Raw genomic sequence first — 3,984 nt, forward strand, 5'->3', positions numbered from 1 at the left:
AATCGCCACTTGTCTGCCCATCCATTCGTGTTTTCGATGGCCTCTTATAAACGTCTGGAATTCAATCGGCATCTACTTTATACATTTATTAGCAAGTTAGATTTAGACAAGGACTTGATTTTAAATCATCCTAACCTCCCTTCAGTCTTGTCTTATGGTACTCTGGCTGCTTAAAAACTGTCCGGACTATTGTAGTTACACTCAAATAATTATTTGATAGGAGGAGCTATTCTTCCAACAGCAGCGCAAGGGTTAATTTGCATCAGCTTATGTCAATCTTTGACTAATTTTTACCACTCAGTCGAAATATTGCGTTTTGATGAGCGCGATGGCACGATTTTTATTTTTGCAGGGGAAGAACTGCAAATCCAAGTTGCCCGTAATGGTTTATGGAGGTATATTAATGAAACCTGATTTTGAGACGATGAGCAAGGCTGAGTTACGAGCTTATTACCTCGCTCACAGGGATGATGATGATGCTTTCTATACACTTGTTGACCGTTTGAAGGGGGATAATAAGGATGGCGTATGGTATCCGTTTCCCGATACTCCTGAGTTGCTCAAAGAAATGGAGGAGAATATTCGCGATCGCATTAATAAGCTAAAGGAATCATAGTTTTTTGGGTTGGGGTTGAGAGGGCGATTGCGCTTTTTGGGGAGGGTGCGATCGCCCTGCATAAAAGAAAAGTTATTTTTTAGCTATAAATTCAAAAGAATCCGTAGTCTTTCTTCCACCATCATCAATGTTGTTGGAGAAACTGTATGGTTTTGCTAATCTCATCCTACACCATCCTCTAAAGTGATATCCCAAGCTTCCTGTTCTTCAAGTTCTTCTTGCCAAGCTTCTGAGCGATCGCGCAAGGCAAGATAAGCTTGGTTGGCTGCTGTTAAAAAATGTTGCCTAGCGTATAGGTTCTGACAATCCCCACCTTACAAAATTCTAATGTAGCGCGTTAAGAAATGTGTAGATATACCCAGCCGTAGGCATCGCACTCCTCAATCTGCATAAAAACAGCCCTTCACCCCAGATAGCTTTATAGAAGTGCTCAGGAGTCATCCACCAATGTTTAACCTAGCCAACCTTTTCCGTATCGAAACCATTGCCACATCCTTCTCATGCCAAAAGGTAGTTAACCATGATTTCAATGAAGAAGCGATTGTTGATGAACCGATTTACCCTCACCGAACAGGCCGAGTCTATTTCCAAAGTAGCTGGTGGCCTGCTCGGTGCGACCAAGAAATTACATTAGAAACAGGTGATATTGTTTATGTTGTTGGTATTGACAATATTACTCTGTTGGTTACACCTGCTCCCTTTTTATAAAGGTGACAGGACTTACACAAAAATATCTGTAACGCCGCCAAAGGTCGCGCTAAAGAAACCGCCAAGATGGCGGCTGTACTTTTACCGTACCTCATTACTACAGCCTTTTTTATGTCCTATAAACAAAAAAGCTATCGCACGTCCTCTTAGGTTATCAATTTTCCTAACCGCTTTAATATCCTCCGCTCTTCCCTGTAAAGACTGTTAATAAGCACCTGAAAGAAGCGCTTAAAAATACTTGTAATGGCATTATTAAAAATGACTCGAAAGAGATGTCTAAGTGGTGACTTCGAGCTGAAAAAAGCTCAAATAGGCCCAGCATTAAATCCCCTCTGTGAAGTAAAGGGCGGCTCCTAGAAAGATGACGAGGAAGGCCAATTTTTTGAGAATATTGGGGGGGATTGGTGGGAAGGTGTCAGATACGGGCGATATCGGTGGTAGATATGGTTACAGCAAAAGAAATTTGAACTATACTATACACTATACGAATGATGGTAATTAAAGGAGGGGTTGTATCAGAAGCGAATGCCCTGCTGTAGGAATGGAGATAGGCTGACAGATATACGGTAATTCTAAGTGCGATTAGTTGAAGAGTAAATCACGGTGAAAGTCCGTAGATGACTCCTCCAGCCACAAAACTGAACTCTCAGTCTGATAGGGGTGCAAGCCATTTTTACCAGACGTAAGTATAACTCCCTATCTGTCCACACCGACCAAGCTCGATGTCCCTTCAAAAGCTAATTCTGAAGTTGCTCAATAGCTCGCAGCTTTGCTCCTATGAACTCTGAAAATCCAAAAAAATCTTTTCCAAATGCTGTTCCTACTTTAATAGAGCCTCAGCCGACTTCGTGCCGTCATCTAGGCTTTTCAGGTAGGCTCTTAGAGAAGCTTGCACAGAGGTTTAACAACCTCAGTATCCGCAGCAAGATTCGTGGGGGGTATGCAGTTGCTATCGGTGTTGCGAGTGGGGGAATAATAATAGGGCTAACACTAAGCAATTATTATTATCACAAAGCGGCGCAGGAAGTAGATATCGATCTGGAAAGTCGCCAGTTAGGGGATTTACAAACGGCTTTGCTACGGACGCAAATTTACCAGCAGCGCCTTGTTTATTGGCTACAGCAGCCCGAATTATTCGCTCAAAAATATAAGCAGCTACAACAATATACTGACACTTTGAAAAAGCTGTTATCTGCACTTCAAGCTGAGGCAAATATAACGCAGGTAGAAGAAGTCAAGCCTTTTATGCAAACTTACGAGCAATCGCTAGAAGTTTATATCCAAAAACTAGAGAGAATTATTGAGCAAATTGCAGTTCATAAAAAGAGCAAGGCTGGGGTAGCTAAAGCTGAGAAATTGCTGTCGGATTTTGCTAAGGATAAAATCGGGTTTCAACTAGATAATCTGGCAGATGATTTAGCAGAACTTATCGAGGTGGCAGACAAACAAGAAGATGCAGTACAGGCGGCTTCAGTTGAGGCAGAAATGCTGCGATCGCGGATACTTACTTACAGTATGATACTATCAGTTCTGATAGCAGTGCTGTTAGCTAACTACACTAGCTACGCGATCGCACGTCCCTTGAAAGCAGTAACTAAAATTGCTCAAAGGGTAACTGAAGAGTCTAATTTCGACTTGCAAGCACCTGTTACGTCAGAAGATGAACTGGGAGTTTTGACAATTTCGCTTAATCAATTAATTCTTAAGGTAAAACATCTTTTAGCAGAATTACAAGCTGAAAAAGAATCCCAACTGCTTCAGAGCGAAAAAATGGCTAGCTTGGGGAGAATGTTGGCTGGTGTGGCTCACGAAGTTAATAATCCTATTAACTTTATCTATGGTAATATAGATCCGGCTAAAGATTATATTGACGATCTTTTCTCGCTGCTAGAAAGCTACGAAGCAGAAATTCCTAAACCATCTCAAGCACTCACAGAGCAAGCTGAGAAAATTGATATCGATTTTTTGAAAGAAGATTTGCCCAAAATCTTACAGTCGATGAAAGTAGGCGCAGAACGAGCAACGGCTATTATCTTAAGTCTAAAGGACTTTTCTCGCTTGGATCAGGCGATGCCTCACCCTGTAGATATTCATGCTTGTATTGAAAGTACACTGCTAATTCTTAACAACCGGGTTAAAAAAGGGATTAAAGTTATTCGGAATTATGGCGATATTCCTAATATTGAAGGGTACATGGGTTTGCTTTATCAGGTATTTATGAATATTCTAAGTAATGCCCTTGATGCTTTAGAAGAAGCGGAAGAAAGGGGGGAAGATAACTTAGGTAAAAATTTTAATAAAATCCCAAGTTCACAAGAAAATCTACAGAAAAATAGCTTTTTACCTACAATTACTATCACTACAGAATCTATGGATATAGATTTTGTACTGGTGAAGATTTCGGATAATGGTACGGGTATCGCAGCAGTTACTCAAGAGAAAATGTTTCAAACTTTTTTCACGACCAAACCTAGAGGCGTGGGAACTGGGTTGGGTTTGGCAATTAGCCGCAATATTATAGTAGATAAACATGGGGGTACAATTAATTTTTGGTCGGAAGTGGGAACAGGGACAGAGTTCATAATTGCTTTACCTGTTAAACATTAATGGGTAATGGGTAATTGGTAATGGGTAATTGGTAATGGGTAATTGCTAATGGC

The 3,984-nt window shown here is 40.8% G+C and carries 4 protein-coding genes; all 4 read left to right on the top strand.

The window, feature by feature from the left end; all coding sequences use genetic code 11:
* Positions 1 to 213: 213 nt before the first annotated feature.
* The 4 genes from PN499_RS18205 to PN499_RS18220 all read left to right on the top strand — a co-directional run bounded on the left by PN499_RS18205 (position 214) and on the right by PN499_RS18220 (position 3,931).
* Positions 214 to 414 (top strand): DUF6888 family protein, encoded by a 201-nt coding sequence (locus PN499_RS18205; RefSeq protein ID WP_417063888.1) that lies wholly within the window; start codon positions 214 to 216, stop codon positions 412 to 414.
* Entirely contained in the window at positions 404 to 616 is a 213-nt protein-coding gene (locus PN499_RS18210; RefSeq protein WP_272033513.1) for a DUF6887 family protein, read from the top strand. Before PN499_RS18205 ends, PN499_RS18210 begins: the two co-directional genes overlap by 11 nt.
* A 447-nt stretch (positions 617 to 1,063) precedes the next feature.
* Positions 1,064 to 1,324 (top strand): NfeD family protein, encoded by a 261-nt coding sequence (locus tag PN499_RS18215; RefSeq protein ID WP_272033514.1) that lies wholly within the window; start codon positions 1,064 to 1,066, stop codon positions 1,322 to 1,324.
* 777 nt (positions 1,325 to 2,101) lie between these two features.
* Positions 2,102 to 3,931, top strand: coding sequence for a sensor histidine kinase (locus PN499_RS18220; RefSeq protein WP_272033515.1), 1,830 nt, complete (start codon positions 2,102 to 2,104; stop codon positions 3,929 to 3,931).
* The last annotated feature ends 53 nt before the right edge of the window (positions 3,932 to 3,984 follow it).

Origin of the sequence: Kamptonema animale CS-326 (assembly GCF_028330895.1) — a bacterium.
Classification (GTDB): domain Bacteria; phylum Cyanobacteriota; class Cyanobacteriia; order Cyanobacteriales; family Microcoleaceae; genus Kamptonema; species Kamptonema formosum.